The 25,996-nt window shown below is 65.2% G+C and carries 24 protein-coding genes; 16 read left to right on the forward strand and 8 right to left on the reverse strand.

Features of this window, described 5'->3' with window-relative positions:
• Nucleotides 1–174 precede the first annotated feature (174 nt).
• The 11 genes from FAZ98_RS30385 (at nucleotide 175) to FAZ98_RS30435 (ending at nucleotide 10,818) form a co-directional block, all read left to right on the forward strand.
• Nucleotides 175–1,518, forward strand: coding sequence for an MFS transporter (locus tag FAZ98_RS30385; protein WP_158957269.1), 1,344 nt, complete (start codon nucleotides 175–177; stop codon nucleotides 1,516–1,518).
• Nucleotides 1,519–1,555: 37 nt separating this feature from the next.
• Nucleotides 1,556–2,416, forward strand: coding sequence for a fumarylacetoacetate hydrolase family protein (locus tag FAZ98_RS30390; RefSeq protein ID WP_158957271.1), 861 nt, complete (start codon nucleotides 1,556–1,558; stop codon nucleotides 2,414–2,416).
• A gap of 5 nt (nucleotides 2,417–2,421) precedes the next feature.
• Entirely contained in the window at nucleotides 2,422–3,225 is an 804-nt protein-coding gene (gene hpaH / locus FAZ98_RS30395; RefSeq protein WP_158957273.1) for a 2-oxo-hept-4-ene-1,7-dioate hydratase, read from the forward strand.
• A gap of 14 nt (nucleotides 3,226–3,239) precedes the next feature.
• Nucleotides 3,240–3,626, forward strand: a complete 387-nt coding sequence (locus tag FAZ98_RS30400; RefSeq protein ID WP_158957275.1) for a RidA family protein — start codon at nucleotides 3,240–3,242, stop codon at nucleotides 3,624–3,626.
• A gap of 28 nt (nucleotides 3,627–3,654) precedes the next feature.
• Nucleotides 3,655–4,521, forward strand: coding sequence for an amidohydrolase family protein (locus tag FAZ98_RS30405; RefSeq protein WP_158957277.1), 867 nt, complete (start codon nucleotides 3,655–3,657; stop codon nucleotides 4,519–4,521).
• 72 nt (nucleotides 4,522–4,593) lie between these two features.
• A complete protein-coding gene (locus FAZ98_RS30410; protein WP_158957279.1) occupies nucleotides 4,594–5,619 on the forward strand; it encodes an amidohydrolase family protein in 1,026 nt (341 codons plus the stop codon).
• A gap of 16 nt (nucleotides 5,620–5,635) precedes the next feature.
• Nucleotides 5,636–6,484, forward strand: coding sequence for an amidohydrolase family protein (locus tag FAZ98_RS30415; protein ID WP_158957281.1), 849 nt, complete (start codon nucleotides 5,636–5,638; stop codon nucleotides 6,482–6,484).
• A gap of 37 nt (nucleotides 6,485–6,521) precedes the next feature.
• Nucleotides 6,522–7,379, forward strand: a complete 858-nt coding sequence (locus FAZ98_RS30420) for an HpcH/HpaI aldolase family protein (protein WP_158957283.1) — start codon at nucleotides 6,522–6,524, stop codon at nucleotides 7,377–7,379.
• 13 nt (nucleotides 7,380–7,392) lie between these two features.
• Complete coding sequence (locus FAZ98_RS30425) at nucleotides 7,393–8,286, forward strand: substrate-binding domain-containing protein (RefSeq protein ID WP_158957285.1); 894 nt, start codon at nucleotides 7,393–7,395, stop codon at nucleotides 8,284–8,286.
• Nucleotides 8,287–8,469: 183 nt separating this feature from the next.
• Nucleotides 8,470–9,453 carry a porin gene (locus FAZ98_RS30430; protein WP_158957287.1) on the forward strand — a complete coding sequence of 328 codons (984 nt, stop codon included), beginning with the start codon at nucleotides 8,470–8,472 and terminating at the stop codon, nucleotides 9,451–9,453.
• A gap of 99 nt (nucleotides 9,454–9,552) precedes the next feature.
• Complete coding sequence (locus FAZ98_RS30435) at nucleotides 9,553–10,818, forward strand: MFS transporter (RefSeq protein WP_158957289.1); 1,266 nt, start codon at nucleotides 9,553–9,555, stop codon at nucleotides 10,816–10,818.
• A gap of 126 nt (nucleotides 10,819–10,944) precedes the next feature.
• Here FAZ98_RS30435 and FAZ98_RS30440 read toward each other — a convergent pair whose 3' ends face one another.
• Nucleotides 10,945–11,211 (reverse strand): DUF4148 domain-containing protein, encoded by a 267-nt coding sequence (locus tag FAZ98_RS30440; protein WP_158957291.1) that lies wholly within the window; start codon nucleotides 11,209–11,211, stop codon nucleotides 10,945–10,947.
• A gap of 404 nt (nucleotides 11,212–11,615) precedes the next feature.
• Here FAZ98_RS30440 and FAZ98_RS30445 point away from each other — a divergent pair, with 404 nt between their 5' ends.
• On the forward strand, nucleotides 11,616–11,822 hold the full coding sequence (locus FAZ98_RS30445; RefSeq protein WP_158957293.1) for a hypothetical protein: 207 nt from the start codon (nucleotides 11,616–11,618) through the stop codon (nucleotides 11,820–11,822).
• Nucleotides 11,823–11,949: 127 nt separating this feature from the next.
• Here FAZ98_RS30445 and FAZ98_RS30450 read toward each other — a convergent pair whose 3' ends face one another.
• Entirely contained in the window at nucleotides 11,950–12,597 is a 648-nt protein-coding gene (locus FAZ98_RS30450; RefSeq protein ID WP_158957295.1) for a LysE family translocator, read from the reverse strand.
• A 100-nt stretch (nucleotides 12,598–12,697) separates the two neighbouring features.
• Between FAZ98_RS30450 and FAZ98_RS30455 the strand changes: the two genes are divergently transcribed.
• The gene (locus tag FAZ98_RS30455) at nucleotides 12,698–13,546 is read left to right on the forward strand and encodes a LysR family transcriptional regulator (RefSeq protein WP_158957297.1); all 849 of its coding nucleotides are present in this window, start codon (nucleotides 12,698–12,700) and stop codon (nucleotides 13,544–13,546) included.
• Nucleotides 13,547–13,577: 31 nt separating this feature from the next.
• Here FAZ98_RS30455 and FAZ98_RS30460 read toward each other — a convergent pair whose 3' ends face one another.
• The 3 genes from FAZ98_RS30460 to FAZ98_RS30470 all read right to left on the reverse strand — a co-directional run bounded on the left by FAZ98_RS30460 (nucleotide 13,578) and on the right by FAZ98_RS30470 (nucleotide 16,631).
• Complete coding sequence (locus tag FAZ98_RS30460; protein ID WP_158957299.1) at nucleotides 13,578–13,949, reverse strand: BON domain-containing protein; 372 nt, start codon at nucleotides 13,947–13,949, stop codon at nucleotides 13,578–13,580.
• A gap of 42 nt (nucleotides 13,950–13,991) precedes the next feature.
• Nucleotides 13,992–15,239, reverse strand: a complete 1,248-nt coding sequence (locus FAZ98_RS30465) for a porin (RefSeq protein WP_158957301.1) — start codon at nucleotides 15,237–15,239, stop codon at nucleotides 13,992–13,994.
• Nucleotides 15,240–15,389: 150 nt separating this feature from the next.
• The gene (locus tag FAZ98_RS30470; RefSeq protein WP_158957303.1) at nucleotides 15,390–16,631 is read right to left on the reverse strand and encodes a M20 aminoacylase family protein; all 1,242 of its coding nucleotides are present in this window, start codon (nucleotides 16,629–16,631) and stop codon (nucleotides 15,390–15,392) included.
• 125 nt (nucleotides 16,632–16,756) lie between these two features.
• Here FAZ98_RS30470 and FAZ98_RS30475 point away from each other — a divergent pair, with 125 nt between their 5' ends.
• Nucleotides 16,757–17,689, forward strand: a complete 933-nt coding sequence (locus FAZ98_RS30475) for a LysR family transcriptional regulator (protein ID WP_158957305.1) — start codon at nucleotides 16,757–16,759, stop codon at nucleotides 17,687–17,689.
• A gap of 19 nt (nucleotides 17,690–17,708) precedes the next feature.
• On the opposite strand, the gene FAZ98_RS30480 is transcribed toward FAZ98_RS30475, so the two are convergent.
• From FAZ98_RS30480 to FAZ98_RS30490, 3 genes are read right to left on the reverse strand one after another with little or no spacing between them, the layout of a single operon-like run.
• Nucleotides 17,709–18,815 carry a M14 family metallopeptidase gene (locus FAZ98_RS30480; RefSeq protein WP_158957307.1) on the reverse strand — a complete coding sequence of 369 codons (1,107 nt, stop codon included), beginning with the start codon at nucleotides 18,813–18,815 and terminating at the stop codon, nucleotides 17,709–17,711.
• An 11-nt stretch (nucleotides 18,816–18,826) separates the two neighbouring features.
• Nucleotides 18,827–20,302 (reverse strand): CapA family protein, encoded by a 1,476-nt coding sequence (locus FAZ98_RS30485; protein ID WP_158957309.1) that lies wholly within the window; start codon nucleotides 20,300–20,302, stop codon nucleotides 18,827–18,829.
• A 17-nt stretch (nucleotides 20,303–20,319) separates the two neighbouring features.
• Entirely contained in the window at nucleotides 20,320–21,591 is a 1,272-nt protein-coding gene (locus FAZ98_RS30490; RefSeq protein WP_158957311.1) for an MFS transporter, read from the reverse strand.
• 190 nt (nucleotides 21,592–21,781) lie between these two features.
• Here FAZ98_RS30490 and FAZ98_RS30495 point away from each other — a divergent pair, with 190 nt between their 5' ends.
• Both FAZ98_RS30495 and FAZ98_RS30500 read left to right on the forward strand, forming a co-directional pair.
• Nucleotides 21,782–22,687 (forward strand): LysR substrate-binding domain-containing protein, encoded by a 906-nt coding sequence (locus FAZ98_RS30495; protein WP_158957313.1) that lies wholly within the window; start codon nucleotides 21,782–21,784, stop codon nucleotides 22,685–22,687.
• 306 nt (nucleotides 22,688–22,993) lie between these two features.
• Nucleotides 22,994–25,933 carry an autotransporter family protein gene (locus FAZ98_RS30500; protein WP_233273015.1) on the forward strand — a complete coding sequence of 980 codons (2,940 nt, stop codon included), beginning with the start codon at nucleotides 22,994–22,996 and terminating at the stop codon, nucleotides 25,931–25,933.
• Nucleotides 25,934–25,996: the final 63 nt, after the last annotated feature.

Raw genomic sequence — 25,996 nt, forward strand, 5'->3', positions numbered from 1 at the left:
ACCTCGATGCGGATATGTCCACGCTGCGGACTTTCTGGGGTGTTTCGGGTGGTTGGCAGGCCATGCCCATGTGAAGATGCGTCGACATTGAGATGACGCAATCGATGCAGGCGCGCCACGCCACGGTTTGACGGCGAAGCGCGCGACGTGCGAGGGCGTCCCGAGGAGACGCCCATGAACGACACCGCCGCTACGTATTCCCCGGCCCAACGGCTCGGCATCATCGTGTCGTGCATGCTGGGCTTCGCGCTCGATCTCTACGACGTTCTCATCCTGCCGTACCTCATGCCGTCGATCCAGCGGTCGATGCATATCTCGCTCGCCGAAGTCGCGAGCATCACCACGGTCACGCTGGTCGGCTCGGTCGCGGGCGGCGGTCTGTTCGGCTGGCTCGGCGACCGCATCGGCCGCAAGGCGGCCTTGCAATGGACGCTGGTCGTGTTCGCGCTCGCTTCGGTGGGCTCCGCGTTCGCCTGGAACTTCGCCTCGCTGCTCGCCATGCGGCTCGTGCTCGGCATCGGGCTGGGCGGCGAGTGGGGCGCGGGCATGGTCCTCTTCAACGAAACCTGGAATCCGCAGCGGCGCGGGCTCGGCACGGCGCTCATCCAGGGCTCGGCAACCGTGGCCGCGGCGGGCGCATCCGTCGTGGGCCTGTGGGCGGTGCAGTCGTTCAGCGTCGATTGGGGTTGGCGAGTCGGTTTGTTGACGGGCGGCGCGCCCGTGATCCTCGCGGTCGTCATCCGCTTCTGGATGCCCGAGTCGCGCGCCTGGGAGCAATTCGATCGCACGCGTCGCGCCGGCTTGAGCGCCGCGCCGCGCAATACCTTCGCCGGGATGTTCAGCAAGCGGTTGCGCGCGATCTCGTTCGCCGCGGCGCTCTGGCTCACGGCCTATATGTTCTGCTACTACGCGGTCGTGGTGTTCGTGCCCAGCCTCATGCTGCGCGTGCTGCACACGCCGCCCGAGGTGGTGCGCGCGGCGACCGTCACGGCCGCGTTCGTGGGCGGCCTCAGCTACCTCGTGATGGGTTGGCTCAACGATCGCATGGGCCGGCGCTTCGGCGCGATCGTGCCGGCCGTGTTCTGGCTGATCGCGTTCGCCATCCTGTTCTTCGCGCCGGACGCGCGCTATCACGGCTCGATGCTCGCGTGGCCGGTGTTCTGGCTGCCGATCGTGTTCGCCATTGGCAGCAGCGCGCTCGGCGTGGTGGGCGCGTGGCTCTCGGAGTTGTATCCGATCGAGGTGCGCGCGACGGCCGTGTCCGCCATCTACATGTTCGGCCGCGCCGCGGGCAGTCTCGCGCCGGTGCTCGTGCCCGCCCTCGCCGCGGCGTGGGGCGGCAGCCTGCCGCGCGGCATGTTGATCGCGCTGCCCGCCGCCGTGGCGTTCCTGCTGCTGTCGTTCGTGCTGCCGGAAACGCGTGGACGGGGCCGCACGGCCCGCGCGCTGGACGATACGCGAGACCGCCCGCGCAACACCCGCGACGAAACGCTTCTGCACAACGGTCAGCGTCGCTAGACGCGGCTATCACCCCATCGACTGACAGGGATTGGATATGAAACTGCTTCGCTTCGCCTCGCTCGAAGGCGACACCACGCCGCGAGCGGGCGTCATGCTCGACGACGGTATCGTTGCATTGCGCGAGTTCGCAACGCTCGACGCGCTGCTCGCGACGCCCGACTGGCTCGCGGCCGCGCACCGCGCGATCGACGCCGCCGGTGCCGCCCGCATCGCGCCCGCGAGCGTGCGCCTGCTGCCGCCGCTCAGCGCGCCCGAGAAGATCTGGTGCATCGGCGTGAACTATCAGGAACGCAACGAGGAATACAAGGACAATTCGGAAGCGCCGCGCTACCCGAGCCTCTTCGTGCGCAACGTGCGTTCGTTCGTCGGGCATGACGCGCCGCTCGAGCGCCCGCGCGTGTCGACGCAACTCGACTACGAAGGCGAACTCGTGCTGGTGATCGGCAAGGCCGGCCGTCACATTCCGCGCGAGCGTGCCTTCGAGCACATCGCGGGCATGACGCTCGCGAACGAAGGCTCGGTGCGCGACTGGCTCAAGCACGGCAAATTCAACGTCACGCAAGGCAAGAACTTCGACGCCTCCGGCAGTATCGGGCCGTGGATCGTGACCGCCGACGAACTCGATCCGCGTGCCGAGCACACGATCCGCACACGCGTGAACGGCGAACTGCGTCAGCAGGAAACCACGGCGCGCATGATGTTTTCGTTCGACATCCTGATCGAATATCTGAGCACCTTCGCGACGCTGCAACCCGGCGATCTCATCCTCACCGGCACGCCGACCGGCACCGGCTGGCGCCTCGATCCGCCGCAATGGCTCGCGCCCGGCGACGTGGTGGAAATCGAATCGCCCGGTATCGGCACGCTGCGCAACGGCATCGTTCAGGAGGCCTGATCGTCATGCTCGCACCGGAAATCATCGAACGCCTCGCGCAGTCGCTGGAAGAGGCCGAGCAGCGCCGCGAGGCGATCGGCATTTTCTCGCACACGTATCCCGACATCACCATCGACGACGCCTACGCGATCCAGCGCGAATGGATGCGCATCAAGCGTGACAGCGGTCGCACGGTGATCGGCCACAAGATCGGCCTGACCTCGAAAGCGATGCAGGACGCGGTGGGTATCGACGAGCCCGATTACGGCGTGCTGCTCGACGACATGCTCGAGTACGACGGCGCGTCGATCGACATCTCGCGCTTTCGCTCGCCGCGTATCGAAGTGGAACTGGCCTTCGTGCTGGACAAGCCGCTTGCCGGGCCGAACTGCACGTTGTTCGACGTGCTCGACGCCACGCGCTACGTCGTCCCCGCGCTGGAAATTCTCGATGCGCGGCTGCATCGCGTCGACCCACAGACCAAACGCGGCCGCAAGGTCATGGACACGATCTCGGACAACGCGGCCAATGCGGCGATCGTGCTCGGCGCGCGTCCGTTCCGCGTGCACGACTTCGATCTGCGCTGGGTGGCCGCGCTGCTGTATCTGAACGGCGGCATCAGCGAGACCGGCGTCGCGGCCGGCGTGCTCGGTCATCCCGCGCTGGGCGTGGCGTGGCTCGCCAACCGGCTCGCGCCGTTCGGCGAAAGTCTTGCCGCGGGCGAGATCGTACTGGCGGGCTCGTTCACGCGTCCCATCGACATCGCGGCCGGCGACGTGATTCATGCCGACTACGGCCCCTGCGGCTCGATCTCGTGCCGTTTCATTTGACGAAGGAGCGTGCCATGAGCCGTCGCAAAAGCCTTTATATCGCCGGATTCAAGCACAAGAATCCGATCCCCAACGCCTGCGTGATCGACGGACTGCTGATGTCGGGGATCATTCTCGGCGTCGATCCCGTGAGCGGCGAGATGCCGCCGACCATCGAGGCGCAATGCGCCAACATGTTCGGCCACGTCAAGGCGATTATCGAAGCGGCGGGCGGCACGCCTGCCGACATCATCAAGATGACCGTGTGGCTGCGCGATCACTCGCATCGTCAACCGGTCAACGACGAGTGGATCAAACTTTTTCCGGATCACGACGACCGGCCCGCGCGTCATGCGCTGCCTCTCGCGGCCGAGGGTCCTTCGCTGGTGCAATGCGACGTGACGGCTGTATTGCCCGATTAAATGACGCTTATCGTTTAGGAATCCTTTCATGTCTGCGTATCTTCCGTTCGATCCCGAACCGCGCACGCCCGCGAAAATGCCGCCGCCGCTCGCATGCGACAGCCAGTTCCACGTTTTCGGTCCGGCCGAGCGTTACCCGGTCCTGCCGGGCGCGGCTTACGAAATGCCGAGCGCGACCGTCGAGCGCGCACTGCGTCTGCATTCGATTCTGGGCTTCACGCGCGGCGTGATCGTGCAGGCCACGACCTATGGCTCGGATCACCAGGTGGTGCTCGACGGGCTCGCCGCCGCCGGACCGAACTACCGCGGTTGTGCGAACGCCATCGTGCTCAAGGAGCGCGACGATGCCTACATCGGCAAGCTGCACGATGCGGGTGTGCGCGGTGCGCGCTTTTCGCGTGCGGGCCTCGGACCGTCGATGGACGAGCACGACGTCGCGCGCGCGCTGGCTCGCGTCAAAGAGTTGGGCTGGTATGTGAAATTGCAGCCCGAGCCCGGTGGCATTGCCTCGACCATCGCACCGTTTCGGCATTTGAACGTGCCGGTGGTGATCGATCACATGGGGCGCCCGAACCCGGAAGCCGGCGACGCCGATCCGTCCTTGCAGGTCGTGCTGCAAATGCTGTCCGAAGGCAATACGTGGACGATGCTGTCGCTGGGCGAAAAAATCACCAAAGCGGGCCGCCCGTGGGACGATGTCGTGCCGCTCGCGCACAAGATCGTGCAAGCCGCGCCGGACCGTTGCCTCTGGGGCAGCGACTGGCCGCATCCGGTTTCACCGAAGCAGCCGCCGAACGATGCCGATCTGCTCGAATTGCTGTATCGCTATGTGCCCGACGAAGCGTTGTTGAAGCGCGTACTGGTGGACAATCCGGCGGCGCTGTTCGGCTTCTAGAAACGACGTGCCGGTAGCGGTTCGCGCGCAATGCCCGCGGGCCGACAAAGTTTATGAAGGAATGGAGTCAAGATGATCATCGATTGTCACGGTCATTTCACGACCGTCCCCGCATCGTTCAAGGCGTGGCGCGCGAAGCAGATTGAATGTGCCGACGATGCGGCCAATGCGCCTTCGCGCGAAGCGGCGCATGTTAGCGACGACGAAATTCGCGAGGCCATCGTGAACGGGCAACTCAAGCTTCAGCGCGAGCGCGGCAGCGATCTCACGCTGTTCTCGCCCATTGCGGGTTTGATGAGCCATCACCTCGGCAACGAGCGCACGAGCCTCGAATGGGCCGAACTCTCGAACGATCTCGTGTATCGCGTGACGGAATTGTTTCCGGACAATTTCGCGCCGGTGTGCCAGTTGCCGCAGTCGCCGGGCGCGGCCCCCGCGAACTCGGTGCCGGAGTTGCGGCGTTGCGTGGAGCAATTGGGTTTTGTCGGCTGCAATCTGAACCCCGATCCGAGCGGCGGTTACTGGACCGGCAAACCGGTGACCGACCGCGAGTGGTATCCGCTCTATGAAGCGCTGGTCGATCTCGACGTGCCCGCGATGATCCACGTGGCTTCGTCGTGCAATGCGTGTCATCACGGCACCGGCGCGCATTACCTCAATGCGGATACGTCGGTGTTCATGCAGATCCTGCAGTCGGAGCTGTTCAAGGATTTTCCCACGCTGCGTATCGTGATCCCGCACGGTGGCGGCGCGGTGCCTTATCACTGGGGACGTTATCGCGGCATGTCGCTGGAAATGAAAGAGCGCCCGCTGGAAACGCTGCTCAACAACGTCTTCTTCGATTCCTGCGTGTATCACCAGCCGGGCATCGAACTGCTCACCAAGGTGATTCCCACCGACAACGTCCTGTTCGGCTCGGAGATGATCGGTGCGGTGCGCGGCAAGGATCCGCGTACCGGTCAGTATTTCGACGACACCAAACGCTATCTCGACGCGTGCCCCATGCTGTCGGACGAGGATCGCCACCAGATCTTCGAAGGCAACGCGCGGCGCGTCTATCCGCGTCTCGACCAGCGCCTCAAGGCGCGCGGCAAATGAATGAACCGGAAGCATCATGACCCAGATCGTTGATATTCACCCGCACATCATTTCCGACGACGAAGGCCGTTATCCGCCCGCGCCGCTGTTCGGCAAGCGCTCCGAATGGTCGAAGGAGCGGCCCACCACGGTCGAAACGCTGATCGAAGCCATGGACGCGGCGGGCATCGCCAAGGCGGCGGTCGTGCATTCGTCCACGACCTACGGGTTCGACAACAGCTATGTGGTGGACGGCTGCGCGAAATATCCGCACCGGCTCGTTGCCGTAGGTTCCGTCGACGTCCTGCAACCGGACGCGCCGCAGACCATTCGTGCGTGGGTGAAGCGCGGCCTCGTGGGCCTGCGTCTCTTCACGGGTGGCAGCACTCAGGCGTTCGACCCAAGCCAGCTGGAAAACCCGGCCTCGTTCGCGGCATGGGAAGTCTGCGCCGAACTGAAATTGCCGATGTGCATCACCACGGGTGCGGTCGGGTTGCCGCAGGTGAAGGCCCTCGCGCAGCGCTTTCCGCAGGTCGCCATCGTGCTCGATCACATGACGCGTCCCGACCTGAAGGACGGCGCACCGTACGCCCGCGCCGCGAACTTCTTCGAACTGGCGGCACTGCCAAACGTATACCTGAAACTCACGCCGAAGAATGGCGACGACGCGAAGAGCGGAGCGGCCACGCCAGAGACGTTTTTCCCCAAACTGATTGCCGAGTTCGGCGCGCAGCGGCTCGCGTGGGGCTCGAATTATCCGACTTCGCCCGGCACGCCCGGCGAGATTTTTCAAACGATGCGCGACACGCTCGAATGCGTGAGCGCGGAAGATCGCGCGTGGATTTTCGGCAAGACCGCGCAGCGGCTTTATCCCGCGCTCGCGTGAACGATCTTCGGCACAACGCTACTCACCGGACATTTTTATGAGCGACGCACGCCTCAACAGCATCATCCGCGCCTTCGAATCGGGCAAGCCGGCCATGACGGCTTTCGCGAAACTCGACAAGCAAACCGCCATCGAAATGAGCGATGCGCCGTATGACGGCATCGTGTTCGAAATGGAGCACAACCCTTACGACGTGGCCGCGCTCGGCGACGCGCTCCAGTACATGCTCAATCGCCGGGAGATTGCCGAGTCGGGTTCCATTGCGCCGCGCGTCACACCCATCGCGCGCATTCCGTCGAACGGCGTGGAAATGAATCAGGCCTTCGCGAAACAGGTGCTCGACCGCGGCTGCTACGGCGTGATCTGGCCGCACGTTTCGACCGTTGAGCAAGCTTATAACGCCGTGGCGTCGTGCCGTTACGCCCGGCCGAAGCAGGCGCCGCTTTACGAGCCGAAGGGCGTGCGTGGCGACGGCCCGGCCACGGCCGCGCGCTACTGGGGCTTGAGCGCGGCGGACTACTACGCGAAGGCGGATGTGTGGCCGCTCGCGCCGCACGGCGAAATTCTGGTGGGCTTGATGTGCGAGAGCGTCGAGGCCATCGAGAACCTCGACGACATGCTCGCCAATGTGCCCGGCATTGGTTTCGTCTTGATCGGCGAGGGCGATCTCAGCCAGCAACTGGGCTATGCGCGCCAGTACGATCATCCCGAAGTGCTGGGCGCGATGGCGAAGATCGTCGAGACCTGCCATCGGCATAAAGTCATCGTGGGTCATCCGCACGTCACGGCAAAGAATTATCAACGCGTGTTGCAGGAGGGCTATCGTTTCCTGATGTCGGCGCCTTCGCGCAGTTATGGCGTGGTCAACGAGACACGCGAGCTGGCCGGATATTGAAGGGACGCACGACATGGCGACGAATCAAACGGCTAAGCCCACCTTGCGCGTCAATCTCGACGTGCATCCCCTCACGCGAGCCATGCGTGACGGACGCGTGACCACGGATCTCGTCACGCTCGATTACTGCGGGCCGTCTCCCGCGCACAACGGCTTCAAGGCCATGTTGCAGGACGACGCCTACGACGCGGGCGAGCTTGCGATCGTCACGTTCCTGCAGGCGAAGGCGTACGGCAAGCCCTTCGTGCTGCTGCCCGTGCCCGTTCTCGGACGGCTGCAACATCACTGCGCGGTCTATAACGCGCGCTATGGCGTGATCGGCCCGAAGGATATCGAAGGCACAAAGGTGGGCGTGCGCTCGTATGCGCAGACCACCGGCTTGTGGATTCGCGGCGTCTTGCAACACGAGTACGGTGTCGACCCCGCGCGAGTGCAGTGGACGACGCTCGAAGACGGCCACCTTGCGGAATACGCCGACCCGGCGGGTTGCGAGCGACTGCCGCACGGGGCCTCGATCGCCCAGCGCATGCTCGACGGTGAGTTGGCCGCCGCATTGCTCGGCGCACCCGACATGCCGAAGGACCCCGACGTGCGCACGCTGATTCCCGATGCGCACGAAGCGGCAAAAGACTGGTTCGCGCGCGAGGGCGTCGTGCCCATCAATCACATGTTCGTCGTGCACGAAGCGCTTTCGAAGCAACGGCCGGATATCGTGCGCGAACTGTATCGGATGCTCGCGGCAAGCCGCGCACTGGCCCACGATCTGCCGTCGATTTTTCCGCCTATCGGCCTCGAGGCTAATCGCAAGTGCCTGCAGCTCGCGATCGACTGGGCGATGGAGCAGAAGATCATTGCGCGGCGCCTCAGTGTGGATGAACTCTTCGACGACGTGACGGCGACGCTTTGATCGATCGAGGCTTTCGAAGAGCGGCGCGATCTGTGTTCGCATTGAATTCGATTCGGATGACGAATCAAAAATTTCAGTAACCGAAGTTGACCGATAAGCAGCCCGGGCGTACGACCTGGGCCGGATAAACATAACAATTGACGAGTGGCGGAGATGAAGAAAACACTTTTGACGATATGGGTTATGGGGACGATGAGCGGCGTGGCGCAGGCACAGTCGAGCGTCACGCTGTCCGGCATTGTCGACGGCGGTATCCGTTATACAGACACGAGCGCGGGCACCACGTACTCCATGGCCAATACGGGTTGGTACACGTCCAATCGCTGGCTCCTGACCGGCAACGAAGATCTGGGCGGCGGCTGGGTCACGTACTTCCGGCTGGAATCGGGTTTTATCGAAAGCACGGGCGCGTTGAACAATACCAACAACATCTTGTTCAAACGGGCTTCGTATATCGGCATGCGCGGGCCTTACGGCAACCTCGTGGTCGGCAACCAGTTCACGGTTGCGCACGACGTGGTCTATAACTCGGACCCGTTCAACCTGCTGTATCCCGTGCTGATTCCGCTTTCGGCGGCCACGGCGGGGTTCATCGTCAACAACGACGTGAAATACATCACCTCGGTGGGCGGCTTGACGGTGCGCGCCGAAAATTCGTTTGGCGGCGTGACCGGCAATTTCAACGCGGCCTCGTCCCGGGCGGTGGGCGCGCAGTATCAATGGAACTGGTTGAGAGTGGGCGCGGCCTATTCGTATCGCACCGTCCTTTCGGGCACGGTCTATCAGCCGGACAACTATGTCACGGCGGGCGCGGAACTCACTTTCGGCAAGCTGAGACTGGCCGGCGGCTACATGAACGACAACGAGGATCAGAACAAGCCGGTCGCGGATATCCGCACGCTCAACTACTGGGGCGGCGCAACGTATGATCTGAGTCCGAGCGTACGGATTGGCGCGAGCTGCTACATCACGGATTTACCGAACCAGCATGGCAAACGCACGCTTGGCGTCGCCAGCGTCACGTACGCGCTCAGCAAGTCGACCTTGTTGTACGCCGAAATGGATTACACGAAGTACGCCGGGAGTTACATCACGAATACCGCGCTCAATGCGCAGAAGGTCCCGCATCAGCTGGGCGCGGCGATCGGTATCAACCACAGTTTTTGAACACCGCTGCGGCGATCGAGGTGTGAAGCATCACGCGACGAGATCCGCAGCGGACAGGTATCAAACGGTTTCGGAGTCAGCATGAACAGGAACATAGAGATGACTGGAGCGCGCGTCGCACAAACGTCGGCCGAGAAGCCATGGGCGATTCTGATTCTTTTGACGATCGGATGGACCATTTCCTTCATCGACCGTACGAGTCTTTCTTCGGCGATGGCGGACAAGCATTTCATTCACGAGTTCGGGCTGACGAGCGTGGATCGCGGCTGGCTCGGTTCGGCCATCTTCTGGTCGTATGCGGTCCTGCAGTTGCCGATGGGCTGGGTCGTCGACCGCTTTGGCGTGAAATGGCCCTATGCGATCTGCTTTGCGCTGTGGTGCGTCGCGGCGGCCGCGACCAGCCTTTCGCATTCTTTACCGTCGCTATTCGTGGTGCGGCTGTTGATCGGCGCGAGCGAGGCCGTGGTGTTGCCCGCGAGCTACCGGTATATCGCCAATCGTTTCGACGAAGCGCACAAGGGCACGGCTACGGGCATTTTCTCGCTGGGCGGCAAGGTCGGACCGGCGATCGGTGCGGCCATTGCCGCCTGGCTGATCGTGACGTATTCGTGGAAGGACATGTTCGTGCTGACGGGACTGCTGGGCATGGTCTGGCTGGTGCCCTGGCTGCTCATGGTCAAGAACGATTTCCCGACTCGAGAGCAACTTGCGGCGGCCAAGCGTCGCGCGAAAAGCGTGCCGCTGCGCAACCTGCTGGTGAGCCCCGTGGTGTGGGGCGGTTTCATCATGACGTTCTGCTACACGTACTTCGTGTTCTATTGCGCGACGTGGATGCCGTCCTATCTCGTCGAACAGCGCGGCCTTTCGCTGATGAAATCCGGCATGCTCACCTTCGTGAGTTTCATCTCCGTGGCGATCGTTGCGGTGACGGCGGGCTGGGCCGCCGACCGCATCATCGCGCGTGGCCGCGACGCGCTGGTGGTGCGCAAGGCGTTCGTCGTGGCCGGTGCGCTCGGAGGCATGACGGTCCTGCTCGGTGCGTATGCGCAATCCCAGGAGGCGGCATTGTTCTGGAACGTCGCTTCGCTGTCGCTGGCGGGTTTGGCCACGGCCAACAATCTCGCGCTGTCGAAACTGACGCTCATTCCCAAGCAGGCGATTGGTTTGAGCACGGGGATCTTGACGATCGCGACGAGTCTCGCGGGCGGTGTGTCGGCGAGTTTGTGCGGATGGCTGCTGCACGTGGGCAAGAGCTATACGCTGCCTATGCTGTCCGTCTGCATCTTTCTCGGCATTGGCGCGGTGAGTGCCATCGTGCTGATGCGCCGCGAGTGGGCGCCGAAAGTCAACGAAGTCGTCGACTGAACGGTTTGCCACCGCCGGCATGCAGCGTGTCTAGCCGGTGCTGCCGGCAAAAAGCATGTGAGACGAAGCGCTCGCGCGCTTCGTCGGTTGCGAACGCGCGTTGAATGAGCGTTGCGAAGCAGTGGATCAATGACCGGACTCGACCGTGCCATTCGAGCCGGGACCATAGGCGGCGTTCGCAACGGCATTTTGCTGCGCGACGGTGGCCTCGGCGCGTTTGACGCCGTCGGGGTACAGCCAGTCGTTGGCATACGGGTTATAGCCCGCTTTCTCGAGCTGCACGAGATGCGCGTGAACCTGCGCGCGAGTCGTGGGCTCGCTCGATTGCGCGAGCGCGAAACCGGGGAGCACGAGCGTTGCGAGTAGAGCGAAGTGTTTGAGTGACGATCGCATGATTGACCCTGTCTGGTGAGTGGTGCGCTGCGAATCGTGTTCGCGGCGATGAAGAGAGTCTACGGGTTAACCACATCAGGGAAAACGCTTGGAGAGAAGGTGTCGCGATGCATTTCCACACCGCGGACATTTCATGATTTTTGCGCGGCAAGCGCGCGCGGTGCGTGGCGTTTTATCAACGTCTCATTGCCCAGGCGTCCTATGAGTTCCATGGGATGGCGACAAGCGTTCGTCAGTGTTTTTTCACCCGAAAACCCCGAATAAATCTTGACCCTCGCCAAATTGAGCGCACGATAGATAAACGCGGTTCGGCAGTCGTATCGTCGAGAGATTGTGGTGTGCCTGATTCGTTGACGATCCTCGCAGCGGCGAAAAATGCCGGGCCGCGGCTCAAGGAGCGAGCGATGAAGTTCTACGCGCGAGAGTACGAGGGGCGGCTGGAGGTATTCAGCTTCGACGGGGTCTACCGGATCTGCGTCATCCGGTTGTGCGGCGCAGAAAAACAGGCGTTTGCCGATACCGTCCAGCTATGGGTGAGTGACGGCGTGCGTGCCGATATCGCGATCGCACGCGAAGCGGAGTCGTTGGCCCGGTTAATCAAGGAATATTAAAAGACTCGCGCGCCCGATTGTCGTGCTCTTGCCAAACTAATCAGACGAATCGGCGCATTCGTTATCGATACGACCGGCACGCTAGGCCCGTGAATTCGCCGAGCGCGAAATTCGAGGGGCACCGCGCTCACGACGTCAAAAAAGGCCGCGCCGCGTCAATCGCCAGATTGATGCCGAGCGCCCCCAGCATGACTCCCATCACCCATCGCTGGGCGAGCATCAGACCGGGTTTGCGTTTGAGAAACGTCGCCATCCCGCTGGACGCGATGGCGACCGACCCGTTCGCGAGTGCGAACGCCGCAATCAGCAACGAGCCGAGCGTCAAGGATTGACCGAAGACGTCGCTGCGTCCGTGGTCGATGAATTGCGGCAGCAGCGAGATGAAAAGCATCGCGAGCTTCGGGTTCAGCAAACTGGTCGTGGCGCCCATCGCCAGAAGCCGGAGCGGCGGCTCCTGCGCCAGGGGGCGCACTTCGAACGGCGAACGGCCGCCCGGCTTCACGGCTTGCCAGGCAAGATACACGAGGTAGATCGAACCGGCTGCGCCGAGCATCGCGCTCGCGCCCGGCACTTTGAGGACCAGTGCGGTGATGCCGAACGCGGCGCTGAACATGTAGAACAGATAGCCGAGCATGACGCCGGCCAGCGAAATGAGCCCCGCGCCGCGTCCCTGTGCAATCGAACGCGACATCACGTACACCATGTTGGGTCCGGGCGTGATCGCGAGCATCCCGCCCAACGCCAGGAACTGATACATCGACGCGGAATCGTGCATGTCGTCTCACCCTGAATCTCGATGACGGTTATTTTCCTGCCACGCAGCCGTGAAGAGAAACGAATTAAACTGTGTGGACTCGTCAGATTTTCTGAATAATATGAAAAAGCTCGATTTGGATGTGCTCGAGATGATCGTTGCCGTGGCGGACTCGGGGTCGTTTGCGAGGGCGGCAACGGCGGTGTTTCGATCGCCTTCGGCCGTCAGCATGCAGATTCGCACGATCGAAGAATCGCTCGGGAAGCCGCTGTTCGTACGGGACACCCGCAATGTGTCGGTGACAGCGGAGGGCAAGCGACTCGCGGACTACGGTCGTCGCATGCTGGAGATGCGCGACGAAGCGTGGGCTTCCGTCGTGCGGCCCGAAGTGGAGGGACAGGTCACGATCGGGGTGCCCGACGACTACATTGCTTCGTTGCTGCCTCAAGTGCTGGCGAAGTTCGCCGTCATGCATCCGCGCGTGGACATACGCGTGATCGGACTGCCCAGTATCGCGCTCGTGCCCATGCTGAAGGACGACAGTATCGACCTGGCCTGTCTCACCCGGGTAAAGGGTCTCGCGGGCGAGTTCATCCGGCATGAGCCCATCATCTGGACGGGCTCGGAAAAGCGCAAGATCTGGCTGGAGCGCCCCCTGCCCATCGCGGTATTCGCGGACGGCAGCACCGCGCGCGACCACGCGGTTCGCGCGTTGCGGCGCGAGAACATCAAGTTCCGCATGAACTACGAGAGCCCGAGTTTTCTCGGTTTGCTCGCCATGGTGGAGGCCGGGTTGGCGATCGCGCCGCTCGCCAAATGCAGCGTCCCGGCCAACTTCATCCAGTTGACGGAGAGCGATGGCGTGCCCCTCATGAACGACGCCGAAGTCGTGCTCGCGCGCAGCGCGCGGTCGGCCCGGCCGCCCTGCGATTTCCTGGCGCAACAGATCCTGGAAGAGTGGAAACAGTGAGGGGCAACGCGAAATGACCGCCGCGTTTCGCTTACTGGTTCCCTGAAAATCCCCGCACATCGGTACGCACTTCGAGCTGGCCCTGCACCGCACGCACGCCGCTCACCGATTGCGCCACCTGCGTGGCGAAGGCGATCTGCTGTTCGCTCGCCACGACGCCGCTCAACGTCACGACGCCGTCGCGCGCACGCACGCGAATATAAGTCGACTTCAGGCCTTGTTTGCGCGCCGCATGCAGGGCGTGGCGCACGTTCGCGGCGAGTTGCCGGTTGGTGGGCGCGGCGGCGGCCGTGTCGGACGCGCGGGCGCCGCTCGAAGCCGTGGCGCCATTCTGTGCGTGCGCGGCGGCGCTCACGCCGAGCAGACCGGCAACGACGAGCGGCAAGATACGACGAAGGATCATGATTTTTTCTTCCGTGAATGGGTGATCTGAGGGGATGCGCGCCTAGAACTTGTGATACATGCCGATCAGCACGACATGCGGCGTTTTATAGAACGCGGTGCCGCTGCCGGTGGTATAGGCGTTGCTGACGTTGTCGAGCGTGGGCTGTTGCGTGTACGGGTACGGATAGTGGCTATAGGTGGGCGCGCTGCCGATGTTGTGGATCACCGAGCCGCGCACGTAGAGCGCGGTGCGCTTCGAGAGGTTGTAGTCGTAGCCGAGCGTCACGCCATACGAATGATCGACCCAGCCGCCCACCGTGCGATACACGACTTCGGCGCGAAAATCATTGCGCTTCTGGTAGCGGTAGAGCGCGCCGAGCGTATAAGTCGACGAAACGCGATCGCCCTGAAGGCGCGGCGCGAGAAAGCTGTAGCCGGCGGAGAGCACGTAGTGTCCGGCGTCGTAGAGCAGGCCGCCCGAGATGTTGTCGGTGCGCACGTATTGCGACGGATTGAGGCCGTTCACCGCGTAGTTGCCGAAATAGCTGACCGTGCCGAACAGGTGGCCGTCGAAGTAATTCAGCGCGATGGAGCGGTTGCTCAGCGTGGGCGCGGTCGAGTCCGCGCTGTGCATCGCCACCAGCACCTGGGCGTTGAACGGCCCGAACCACGGCGAGGAGTAGCTCGCGGCATTCGAAATATGCAGCGACTGATAGCTCGCGCCCGGACCCAGGTCGTAGGTCCAGCCCGCGAGATACGCGACTGTCGAAACCGTCAGCACTTCGCCGAACACGTCGACGAACAGCGGCACGCCCACCGCATCCTGCAAGCCGAACTTGACCTCGCCGGTTTTGGCCGAGCCGAGCGCGACCCAGGCTTCGCGATTGAACATCGTGCCCGAGGTGCCGAGCGCGCCGCTCGCCGCGTCGAAGCCGTTTTCGAGCGCGAAGCGCGCGCGGAAGCCGCCGCCGAGATCCTCGACGCCGTACAGGCCGAGCTTCGAAGTCCATTCGCCGCCGCTTTGCTGCACGAACGCGGTCTGCGCGCCTTTCGTGAAGCCGATCGACTGGTCGACGGCGCCGTACAGACGCACGCCGGGCGTGTAGGCGCCCGTGGTCGCGTAGGGCACGCCCTGGAAGTAGTCGCTGAAGAACAGGTCCGAGGTCATCTGCGCGCAAGCGCCGTGGCTGACGCCGCATAGCGCGGCGATCAGACCGGCGCGGCGCACGGCCAGCGCGACGCGCTTGAGCTTCGGGTTCGAGCGGGGTTCCGTCTTGTCGATGGCGGATTGGGGGCGGCTTGCTGACATGAATGGGCTCTTGTTAGGGTGGTCAGAAACAGCAAAAAAGCGGCGAAGGAGTTGCGAAGAAGCAGCGAACAAGCGGGGGAAAAACGCGGCGATGCCCGCGCGGGCGAGACGGCCAGGGTTGTCGCGCCATGCGGCGAGGCGGGCGCGCGCTCAGGCGTGCAGATAACGCTCGCTGAGCGCGACGAACCACGCCGCGCCCCACGTAATGGCGGCGTCGTTGAAGTCGTAGGCGGGGTTGTGGACGACGCAGCCGCCCGTCTGCCCCACGCCGTTGCCGAGCAGCACGTAGCAGCCGGGCAGGTGCTCGGTCATCCACGAGAAGTCTTCGCTGCCCATGATGGCGTCGGGCAGGCGCGTCAGCGCGGCGGCGCCCGCGAGCGCTTCGATCGTGTCGATGGCGAGGTCGGTGGAGACGCGCTCGTTGACGAGCGGGCGCGAGATGGCGCGGTAGTCCACCGTGGCGGTCGCGCCGTACGACTGCGCCTGCAACGTGGCGATCTCGCGAATGCGCGCCTCGAGCGTGTTGCGCGTTTCGCCGTCGAGCGCGCGCACGGAAAGCTGCAACGTGGCGGTCTCCGGGATCACGTTGCCGGCCTGGCCCGCGTGGATCGCGCCCACCGTCACGACGGCCGCGCGCGTGGGTTCGATGTTGCGCGCCACGATCGACTGGAGCGCCATGACGATGCTGGCCGCCGCCACCACGGGATCGCTCGCGAGATGCGGCATCGCGTCGTGACCGCCGCGTCCCGTGACGGTGATCGTCACGCTGTCCGAGGAGGCGAGCATGCAGCCGTGACGCACCGCGAAGTGCCCCACGGGCAGCCCCGGCGCGTTGTGCAGCGCGAACACGCGGTCGCACGGAAAGCGCGTGAAGAGGCCGTCCTCGATCATGCGCGCGGCGCCGCCGAGTCCTTCTTCGGCGGGCTGGAAGATCAGGTTGAGCGTGCCGTCGAACCGGCCGTGCATCGCGAGGTGGTGGGCGGCCGCGAGCAGGATCGCCGTGTGACCGTCGTGTCCGCAGGCGTGCATGGTTTTCGCCACGGTGCTGGCGTAGGGCAGACCGGTGGCTTCTTCGATCGGCAGCGCGTCCATGTCCGCGCGCAGGCCGATGGCGCGCGGCGAGCTGCCGCGCCGGAGCTGCCCGACCACGCCGGTGCCGCCCACGCCCGTCGTGACTTCGTAGCCCCACTGCGCGAGCGATTGCGCGACGAGGCGGGCGGTGCGCGTTTCCTCGAAGCCCAGTTCGGGATGGGCGTGCAGGTCATGGCGAATCGCGATGAAAGCGGGCTCCGACTCGCGCAACGTGGCGAGCAGTGCGGCGTAGTCGGCGCGGTCGGTGGCTGCGGTGTGGTCGCCGTATGCGGCGTATGCGGCGGCGTTTTGCTGTGTCATGAATCTCGTCTCCCCGTGGCCGTTCAACTCGCGACAGCCTTCGAAGACAGAGACTAAGGACGATCGGTCGAAATAAAAACACAATAATGGGAATGTCTATTACCAATGGTAATATCGTCCGCATTATGAAAATTCATCAGCTTCGCGCACTCGTCGAAGTGGCCGCGGCGGGCACCCTCAAGGGCGCGGCGCACCGTCTGCACGTCACGCAACCCGCCGTCACCAAGGCCATTCGCGAGCTGGAGGACGAGTTCGGCGTGCGTCTGTTCGAGCGCAATCCGTGGGGCGTGGTGCCAACCGCCGAAGGCGTCGCGCTGCTGCAACGCGCGCGTACCGTGGTGCGGGAGATGGAGCGGGCCGAGGAGGATCTGGCCCATATGAAAGGGCAGCGCGAGGGGCGGCTCGTGATCGGCGTGTCGCCCATTGCCGGCACGGCGGGGCTGGCGGAGGCGTTCGTGGAGTTCCGGCAGCGCTGGCCGCAGGTCGCGATCGAATTCGTCGAGCTGGGGCTGAACCAGTTGCGCGAGCAGTTGCGCAGTCGCGCCGTCGATCTGGCGTTCGCGGCGTTTCCCGTCAATCCGGGCGAAGACGACGTGCAGGTGAAGGCGCTGCTCTCGTTCGACGCGGTGTTCGTGACGCGCGCCAACGGGGCGTTCGCGCGCGCGACGTCGCTGGAAGCGCTGCAGGACGCGGAGTGGATTCACACCGACGTCACCGACAACTACCCCGGCTATATCCAGGCAATGTTCTCGCGCGCCGGGCTCGAGCCGCCACGGCGCGTCACGCGCTGCACGTCGTATGGGTTGTTCTACGGCCTCACGGTGCGCTCCGACGCCGTATTCGCGTGGACCCGGCATTCGCTCGAAGAGGCCGAACTGGGCCGCGCGTTCGTCGAACTGAAGGTCGAGGCGCGGCCGCCTTCGCTCCAGCTGTATCTGTTTTCGCCGCCGGAAGCGCAACTCACGCGTCCGGCGGAATATTTCGTCGATTGCATTCTCGAGGTCACCGCGCAGCGCATGGGGCAGCCGCGCGCGAGCGGCTTCGCATCGGACCGCTGAGCGCGCGCGAGCCGCGCGCCTACGGTGCGGGTAACCGCGCAGGCAAGGGCGTGGCGAGGGCCGCCAGGCTCTGATTCATCACGTCGCGCGCCTGCGCGAGCACGCTGTGTTTCCACGCATCCGTTTCCACGTAGAACGCCGCGCGCAGGCGCCGCTTGATCGCCGCGGCGCGGCGCTGGCCGGCCTCGGGATGCAACTGCAGCCATTGCTCGGCGCGCAGCGCGTCGAGCACCTGGCGGCCCGGCAAGGTGCCGTATTCGAGCGTGAGTCCGTTGTATTGCGCCTGCGGGCACTCGCTCATCACCGCGAGATCGAGCGTGCCGTCCACTACCGCGGAACTCGAGTTGCCTTCTTCGCTGCACGTGACGCCGCAGCCCCACCACTGGCGGGCGCGCGCGATCGATGCCGCGTCGAGCCGGCCTTTGTAGATGCGCTCGCCCACGCCCAATGGGCCAAGGCCCGTGTGCAGGTCGATCCAGGCGATGCGGCGCGCCGCGCGCCCGTGCTCGCGCAGGATGTCGCGGATTCGCAGATGGCTCCAGGTGGGCGCGTGACCCACGTAGAACAGGCCCTCGGGGTCCACTTGCTGCCCCGCCGAGACGGCGCGCTGCAACGCGCGCCGGCCATGCCGCAGCGCATAGCCGAGAAGGCCCGCGGTGCTCGCCACGGTTGGCGGGCAGCGTCGCGGCACGAGCAGCGTGGCGATCTGCCAGTACGCGGCGTCGCCCGCGGGCGGTGTGTCGAAGTCGCGGAAATTGCGGTTGAGGTCAACGTTCTCGTGCGTCACGCGCCGCTCCCACGAAAAGCCGTAGGGGTTGAGCGCGTGCAGATAGAGCACCGCCAGATCGTCGCGGCGGCAGCGTTGCAGCCAGTCGGCATCGCGCAGCAGGTCGACCTGCACGCCCGAGCCGCAAAACCCTTCGATGCCATGGCAGCCGCTGCTGGTCACCAGCAGATTGGCGGCGTCGGCGCGCCCCATGCGGGCGACGTCGATGGCGAGCGCCTCGCCGTCGCGGCCGCGCAGCGGGTGCCGATGCGATTGCACGGCGAGGCCCGCCGCATCACACGCGCCGAGAAAACGCGCGCGCGCCTCGGCGTAGCTGAGCGAGAAACTGCTGATGTCCATGGTCGCGCGCCTCAGTCGGCCAGACACACGCGGCCGACGCTGCTCACGCGCTCGCCGAACGTCACCGTCTCGATCTCGATCCGCGTGCCGAACTCACTCGACAGGGCTTGCAGGCGTTCGAGAATGCGGCGCGCCTGAGCGCCGTTCTCCTCGGTATCGAAGGCGAGGCGCGGAATGCCGCGTTCGGCGTCGCGGCCGGCAAAGCCCAGCTCGATCGGATGCAGCAGCAGTGCCTCGAGCCGTCCGTGCGCGCCGAACCGGCATTCGGCGACCACGCTCTCGAACCAGATCGGCTCCGAGAAAATCCCGACCACGCGTTTCCACTCGAGGAATTCCGCGGGCGTGCTCACGTTGGGCTGCGTGATGCCCTTCGGCCCGACCATGGCTTCCGCGGCCATCCATTCGCGTTCCTCCCACTCGTCGCGCGGCACGATCTGCTGGGTGTTGTCCATGAAGCAGAAGTTGCCGAGCGAATAGAGCAGCGGTTTGCCCCGGTAGATTTCGATGCCGCGCAACTGGTGCGGCCCGTGACCGCAGAGCATGTCGGCGCCGCCATCGACGAGCTTGCGCGCGAGCGCGGGCAGATAGCCGGGGACTTCGGTCGTGAAGTTGTCGGGCTCGTGGGTGTGCTGGGCGACGATGGCGAAGTCGCTGGTCTGCTTCGCCTGGCGCAGGTTGCGCTCGATCGCGCCCAGATCGCGCGGATCGCATTCGTGCACGATGCGCAGCGAACCGGGCCGCGCTTCGGGATCGACGCGATAGTGCAGCGCCATGCCCAGATGCACGCTGTGCTGGCCGTACAGCGCCCGCAACAGAAAGTGATCCTGAAACGCTTCCTGATCGTTGAGCCGCTTGAGCACGGCGAAGTCGTCCGCGCTGACGAGCCGGTGCGCGGTCGTGCGCAGCGGGTTCAACCCGGGCCGAGGCGGGACCGCGCCGAGCCCGTCGTTGGCGGGCGCGTTGCCTTCGAAGGTCGTGGCGTGGGACAGCAGCGCCACGCGGGCCTTTGCCGTGTTCAGGAACGCGGGCGCGCGCGCTGCCGCGAGACTCGCGCCGGTGCCCGCATGAGCGATGCCGGCGGCGTCGAGCAGGTCGTCGGTCATCGCCATGCCGGCCGCGCCCCAGTCCAGCGCGTGATTGTTCGCGCGCGCCATCAGGTTGAAGCCGAGCGCGGCGAGATCGGCGGGGCACTCGGGATCGCTCGTGAGCCAGGCGAAGCCGGACTGTGCCTCGGGGTGGCCGTCGAAACGCCGCAGGTCGATTGCCGAGCCTTCGTAGTTGCCGACCACGACATCGCCGCGCGAGAGGATCGCGAGCAACTCCGGCGAGCGGCGCGCGAGTTTGGCGCGGATCGCGTGCGTAATGATGATGTCGCCGACGGCGATCACGGTGAAGCCGCTTTCCACGTCGGCGTCGCGCCAGTTGGCCTGGAGTTCGAGCGAGGCGGGGCGTTGCGAGGGCGCCTTGATGCGTTGGTGCTGGGTCATGGTGGGAGTGTGCGCGGTCAGCGCGGTTGGAGTTCGGAAGGGAGAAGTTGCGAGCGCGTGCGTTCGGGATCGATCCACGCGAGGCCGAGCAGGCCGCTCAGCACGAGCGCGAGACCGAACGCGCCGATCACGAGCTCGAAGCCCGGCGCGATGCGGCCGCCCAGATGCTCGACGGCGCGTCCGACCAGCAGCGGCGCGAGCATGCCCGCGCTCGTCATCACGCCGATATGAATCGCGAGCAGGCTGCCGCGCTGGCGGACCGGCGCGACAAACGCGACGATGCTGTTCGCGAAGGCCGGCAGCAGATTGACGAGCACGCTGCCGGCAAGAAAGAGCGCGAGCGTGCCGGTGCGCCCGGGCGCGGCGAAGCCGAGTGCGGCCATCGCGAGGCCGCCGGCGAGGCAGGCCAGCATGGGCGGCGCCACCAGCGCGCGGCGCACGCTCGCGCCGCGTGCGAGCGCGCGCTGCGAGAGTGTCGAGACCGCGAGATTGAGGACGATCACGCCGAGCGTGGCCGCCATGACCACGTAACCCGACTGAAGCGGCGCGAGCCCGAGGCCGCGTTGCAGGTAGACCGGCACCCAGCTGTAGATCAGGGCCGTGGGCAGGTAACTGCAGAAGCCCGCGAGCGTGACCAGCACGAAGCTGCGATTGAGCAGCAGGCGGCGGTAGGAGACGGCGGCGCTGGCGGGGCTTTGCGCCGCGTCGTCGTGCGCGCCCTCGCGGCCGAACGCCGTCCACGCGAGCAGCCACGCGAGGCTCACGGCGGCCAGTAGCCCGTACGCGAAGCGCCAGCCGGCGCGCTGGATCACGAGCGGGAGCATCAGCGCGCCGGCCACGGCGCCGAGCATGATCGCCACCTGAATCAGCGCGGCCGGGACCACGCGTTCGCGCGGCGCGTACCACTTGAAGCACGCGTGCTGCGTGACGGCCGTGCCCGGACCGCAACCGGCGCCCAGCAGCATGCGGCTGCCAACCAGCATGGCGAAGCCGCTGCCGCGCGCGGTGAGCACCTGGGCGAGCATCCAGACCAGCGACATCGCCGTGAGGATGTGGCGGGCGGGCCAGCGGTTGGCCGCGAAACCCACCAGCAATCCGGACACCGAATAGAGCACGAAGAACGCGCTGCCGATCGAGCCGAATTGCGCGGGCGTGAGCTTGAGTTCGTCGATGATCTGCGGCCCGGCGAAGGCGAAGACCGATTTGTCGAGCACGGCGATGACCATCACGGTCATCAGCAGCGCGACCACCACGCGGCGGCGGCCGCCGCTGGAAAGAGCATCTGGCATGGGCGATGAGGCGCGGCGTTGCGGCGCGCGCGGGAAAGAGGAATCGGGACGGCCAACGTGCGCACTGCGGCTTGCGCGGCGGCGTGCGGGGCCGCGTTCGCCGGCAACGAACTCTGCGGGAGCCACTAAAAAGCAACAATCAAAAATTGCTTATACTGATAACCAACGTTTATCAGTCGAGGCGGCAGGCTTGAAGCATCATCAACTCGTTGCGCTGGTCGCCGTGGCGGACCAGGGCAGCTTTCACGGCGCGGCGCGCGCGCTGCATCTCACGCAGCCCGCCATCACCAAGGCCATCAAGGATCTCGAAGCGGAGCTGGGCATTTTGCTGGTGACCCGCCAGGCGCGAGGCGTGGTGCTGACCGACGAAGGGCAGACCCTGCTGGCGCGTGCGCGCCTGATCGTGCGCGAGGTGCGCCGGGCCCAGGAGGATATCGACCAGCTCAAGGGGCGCCGCGCGGGCGAGCTCGCGATCGGCGTGACGCCGCTGGCGGGCCTGACCATCGTGCCGCGCGCGTTCGCGCGGTTTCGTCAGGCATGGCCCGAGGTGCAGGTGGATTTCATCGAATACACCTCGGACCAGTTGTTCGCGCAACTGCGCAGCGGCGCGCTCGATTTCGCCGTGGGCGCCGCCACCGCGAGCGCGGTGGGGACGCCCGTGCGGCACGAAGCGTTGTTTTCGCTGCCCACGTCGCTGGCCGTTCAGCGCGACAGTCCGTTGGCGCGCGCGAAGTCGCTGGCGGAGTTGCATCATGCCGAGTGGATCCACACCGATCTGACCGAGCGGTTTCCCGGTTTTCTCGCGGAGCTGTTCGCACGCGAAGGTCTCGCGCCGCCGGCGCGCGTGACGCGTTGTACCTCGCAGGCGCTGTTTCATAGCCTCGCCATGGCCAACGACGTGGTGTTTTTCTGGTCGCTGTTCGCCATCGGCATGCCGGAGTTGCGCCAGCGGTTCACGGCGCTGCCCCTCGCCGCCGATTTGCCGCGCCTGAACATGAGCCTGCTCGTGCGCGAAGACAGTTTGCTGACGCGCGCGGCCGCCTATTTCATACGCTGCATTCGCGAAGTCGCGCAAAGTGAATGGACGGCGCTTTAAAGGCGATTGAGTTAATGGTCTGCTAACGCTTGGTCAAATTTCGAATACATTGAACGCGATCGTTCAATAAACTCATTTCATTTTTATTATTCTGAAATTACTTTTTTATAACCCGCATTTGAGAATGGAGGAATATCGTATTTGCATTTGAAACGGTATTTCCGCTTCGTAAGTTTTGTATAGACTGAGGATTCAATCGATTTATCGGGAGCATTCATGGTCCTGCATAACGTTGAATTGTCAGAAAACCTGTCAAGCCGGCTGCATCGCGTTCCGGTCATTATCCCCTTCAGGCTGGCGAGCGGAATGTTTCTTGTCCTCGCCGCGGCCGGCATTATTCCGGCAGCGCAGGCCGCCAATTGCGTATCGAATCAATCCGAATATAGCAATAGCAGTGGTGCGTGTTCGATTCCGCCTGGCACGACCGGCATTGCCCGTATTACCGCCACCAATGGCGGCGCCATCGAAGCGAATGGCGATGCGGTACTCGTGCCTTATGGCGTTGCGGTGACGGCGGAAAATGGCGGAAGCGTGGTATTCGGTATCGATCCTTCGGCCGGTGCGTCGACACTCGGCGAATTGTATGCGGGCTCCGGCGGCATTACCGGTTTGTTCGCGAGCGGCGCGGGCAGCCAGATCGTTGCGAGCGGGCTCGCCATCCGTCTTCCCGCGAGCGGCATCACGGTGGCGCTCGCGCAAAATGGCGGCCAGATCACCTTGAACGAGGGCTCGACGATCACCATCGAATCGGGCGGCGGGAGCCGGGCGCTCGTGGCGGACGGCGCGGGCAGCAAGATCAGCGCCGACGGCCTGACGCTCACGGGACAGACGGGCGGCGGCGACGTGGCGGTCTACAGCACCGCTGGCGGCGATATCGATCTGACCGGCAGCACGGTCTCGCTCACCACGCAGGGCGGCGGTATTGCCGCGTTGCGCGCCGATCAGGGCAGCACGATGACGGCGACGGACACGGCCGTGACGGTGTCGGGCACGGGCGGCAACGTGGTCGGCGTGAATGCGAGCGGCGCGAGCACGATCACGCTCGACGGCGGCTCGATCGACGTGAGCGGCGCGGGCGGCTCGACGGCGCTGCTGGTGCAGGGCACGGGCACGAGCGTGACCACGTCCGGAACCACCGTGGACGTGCAGGCCGCGAATTCGTCGGCGGCCAACCTGCAGGACGGCGGGAGCTTGTCGATCGAAGGCGGAAGCGTCAATGCCACGGGCGAAGGCAGCGTGGGCTTTCTCGTCAACGGCGCGTCGGGCTTCACCAACGCGATCGCGCTCTCGGGCACGACCGTGACCTCCACGGGCGCCTCGTTCAACGTGCAGGGCGCGAACGCCGACATCGACATCGCCGACTCCACCGTCGTGCAGAACAACGGCGTGTTTCTCGCCACCCAGGGCGCGGCCACGACGCAGTTCAACGCGAGCCACGCCACCTTGAGCGGCGCGATCACGACGGCGAACGACAGCGTCGCCAATGTCGCGCTGAGCAACGGCACGCTCTGGACGGTGACCGGCAACTCGAACGCGACGAGTCTCGCGAACGAGGCGAGCACGATACGGTTCGCGGCGCCGAGCGGCGACGCGGCGCAACTCTCGAGCTACAAGACGATCACCGTGGGCCGGTATGCGAGTTCGGGCGGCACGCTCGAAATCAACACGTATCTGGGCACGGACGGCTCGCCGTCCGACCGCTTGATCATCAACGGCGGCGCGGCCTCGGGCACGACGTTTCTGGTCGTCCACAACACGACGGGCCCCGGCGCGAGCACGCAGGGCAACGGCATCGAGGTCGAAGAGTCGATCAACGGCGGCACCACGGATGCCCACTCGTTCCAGCTGGCCGGCGAGGCGCGCGCCGGGGCGTTCGACTACGACCTGTTTCGCGGCGGCACGAGCGCGGGCACGGCGAACGACTGGTTCCTGCGCTCCGATTTCACCGTCGCACCGCCGCCCACGGGCGGTGGCGGCGAGGGCGGTGGCGGCACGACCGGCGGAGGCGGTGGCGGTGGCGGCTCGGTCGGTGGCGGTAACGGCGGTGGTGGCGGTGGCGGGACCACGGGCGGTGGCGGTGGAGGCACCACCGGCGGCGGAGGAGGCACGACAGGCGGCGGAGGAGGAACAACGGGCGGTGGCGGAGGCACAACCGGCGGCGGTGGCGGCACGGGCCCGGCGGTGGTGCCTCCCATCGTCTCGCCGGACATCAATGTCGATCCGCCCACTGAGCCGCTCGCGCCGGGCACCTATCCGATCATCGGGCCCGAACTCGCCACCTACGGCGTCGTGCAACCGGTCGCGCGCCAGATGGGCACGACGATGCTCGGCACGCTGCACGAGCGGATCGGCGACACGCTCATCGACGAGCCGGACGCGGGTTCCGGCTCCGGCTGGGGCCGCTCGGCATGGGGCCGCTTTTTCGGTCAACAGATCGACAATCGCTACCGGAGCTTTGCCGATCCTTCCGCGAGCGGGCGCCTGCTGGGCCTGCAGGCCGGTCTCGACCTCTGGCACGGCAGTCTCGTTCCGGGTCAGCACGATACGGCAGGCGTGTACTTCGCCTATGCCAACAGCAACGTGGACGTGGACGGCCTCGTGACCGACCTCGACGCGCTGTCCTACCTCAACCAGCACACCGGCAAGGTGGATCTGGACGCCTACGCCGGCGGCCTCTACTGGACGCACTACGGTCAGCAAGGCTGGTATCTGGACGCGGTACTGCAAGGCACCTACTACAGCGGCGATGCCACGACCGCGAATGCCCGGCTGCCCGTGAACGGCGGCGGCTTCGCGTCGTCGCTGGAGGCGGGCTATCCGTTTCCGATCGGCAACCGCTTCGTGCTCGAACCGCAAATGCAGGTCATCTGGCAATACGTGAGTTTCAGCGACGAGAACGACGGGCTCGGCCCCGTGGCGCTGGGCTCGTCGAGCGGCACGACCGGGCGCATCGGCGTGCGGGGCCGCTGGACGCTGGACGGCAAGAACGGCCAGATCTGGCAGCCCTACGGCCGCGTGAATCTGTGGCACGACTGGGGCGGGGAATCGAGCACGGCGTTCGGCGCGGACCCCGTGCCGCTGCTCTCGCAGGCCACGCGGCTAGAGTTCGCCGCGGGGGTGACGACCCGCATCGACCAACGCTTCAGCGCGTACCTGCAAGCGGGTTATCAGTTCGCGGTGGGCGGCACCGAAGGCGGCCGCCGGCAAAGCGTGCAGGGCGATATCGGCTTGCGATATCGCTGGTAGGCGGCGGCAACCCGCATGCGCCGCCGCAACGAACGCTCGGGCCAACCCGTGCGAGTCTGGCCG

This window comes from Paraburkholderia acidisoli (assembly GCF_009789675.1).
GTDB classification, from domain to species: Bacteria; Pseudomonadota; Gammaproteobacteria; order Burkholderiales; family Burkholderiaceae; genus Paraburkholderia; species Paraburkholderia acidisoli.